This is a genomic window from Acinetobacter sp. N1-1 (genome assembly GCF_056711485.1).
The window spans coordinates 1-1,819 of record NZ_JBWXUO010000022.1 but is presented as its reverse complement, the minus strand read 5'-3'; the positions used below and the strand labels follow the sequence as shown (position 1 = coordinate 1,819).

Here is a 1,819-nt window from a genome sequence, read left to right as displayed (position 1 = left end):
CGGGAGAGGAAAAGAGATTTTAAAAGCTTATAAGCCAGCATACACAAGAGGGGACTTCGTCCCTTTTGTGCTACTGGGATCAGGGGTTTCACCCCCGACACCCAAAAAAGCAAAATCAAGAGCAAAAATGGCACTTCGCTGCGCTCGTGTCTTTTCAAAAGCAAAAGCGCACGATAGTAAAAATTTGCATGATTTTTTATGCTGAAAAAAGCGGTAATCAAGGAGGGGGATAATCGAAATTTCTTTTGGTCGCTCACACTCCGTGAGCTTTGTTAATTTTGCTTATAATCAAAAAATATGGCAGTATCAAAATAGATTTACGGTCACCTAGCTATAAATCTGTTTGTTTGTTTTTAAAAAAGTAGATATAAAAATATCTACTTTTTTTTATCTTTTTTGATTACCGCTTTTGATTTTGGGTTAAGGGCTAAAACCCCTTACGCAACGTCCACTTTTTGAATGAAATTAAAAAAGCGGGTAAGTGCGCCCTTTGTTTCACTTCGGGGAATTAAAAACTTAGTCATGACTAAGTTTTTAATTTTGAATAATCCGTTTCTGTTTCCAATGCTTTGAAAACTCGTTTTACGGTTTCTTGATTACTGTTTTTTGGATCTCTTAAGATATTTCCAAGCCAATTTGCAAAGGTTGGATAGTCTGGGAAGTTACTTAGGTCTGAAAGACTGCCTAATTTGCACAGAATTGCGCTGTATTTTGCGATTTGAGGCTCTGTAAGCGGTTTTAGGGGTTGTTCCTCTGTTTGATCTCTTTTTGGCGTTTCTGAGGCAATTTGAGCTTGTTTTGGCTTCTGCTTGAACTTGAATGAGAACCCTGTAATCACACGCCCTTTTTTGTGTTGCTCATAACTCGCTGTGATGTCTGTCTGTTCGTTGATTTCCCTAATTGCAGGTTCAAGAACACGCTTTTTAAAGTCACTCATTGCTTTGTATTCATTAACCCCAATTCCTAACTGATCTCTGAAACTATCTAGCCCAAAAACAGGGGTTTTACCAACGCTTTTCCACTGAATCAGAAGTTCGTAAAGCCTTGCAGAATATACACTTGAGAGTTTGGCAGTTTGGCTTAGAAGATATTGTGTAAAGAACTCTTTGACCCCATCAATTCGACTGATTCCATGAACAACTGCCATTGTGAAAGCAAGTTCCATTGCTCCCTCATCATCAAGATATTTTACTTGTTGTATCCAACGGCTTTTTACCAATTTTCCATCTTCATCATAGAAACTAAATCTACGATTGAATAACGTATCTTCCGCCTCTTTCATTCGCTGATAAGCATTTTGGCGACTAGTACCAAATGCTTCTGCATACCTCATAGCATCAATTCTTAACGGCTTGTCTGTACTTAGTCCTGTTCCTGTTTCTCGTGCATCAACAATTGCAAGCTGAACAATATGCAACTCTGCAAGAGTTAGGACTTGGAAAGCTTGGTTAAGACGATTGGTTTTTACAACTAAATCTTTGCTCATAATTAGGTAACTAAACGCAATTTTAAAGACATATTATCATTTGTCTCTAAAATGACAAGTAAAAATATGTCTTAAATGGGTAACTAAACGTCCTTAAATGGGTAACTAAACGTCCTTAAATGGGTAACTAAACGTCCTTAAATGGGTAACTAAACGTCCTTAAATGGAGCTTGAAAGCATTGCTATATGGTGCATACAGCGATCGGAAAAGCATTTAAAAGCATTTAAAAACATTAAAAGCCCATTTTCATCATGAAAATTGCCCTATGTTTTCGTTTCACTCAAACTTTTTGCCTTCGCTTTGCTCAGGGAGGGGCAATTTTTAGCAGATGA

2 protein-coding genes are annotated in these 1,819 nt (G+C 37.5%); both read right to left on the bottom strand.

The window, feature by feature from the left end; genetic code table 11:
- A partial coding sequence (locus tag AC1MPL_RS12460; RefSeq protein WP_479766317.1) for a hypothetical protein occupies window positions 1-257 on the bottom strand: 257 nt, incomplete at its 3' end.
- 269 nt (window positions 258-526) lie between these two features.
- Window positions 527-1,486 carry a replication initiation protein RepM gene (repM, locus tag AC1MPL_RS12455; protein WP_479766316.1) on the bottom strand — a complete coding sequence of 320 codons (960 nt, stop codon included), beginning with the start codon at window positions 1,484-1,486 and terminating at the stop codon, window positions 527-529.
- Window positions 1,487-1,819 lie beyond the last annotated feature (333 nt).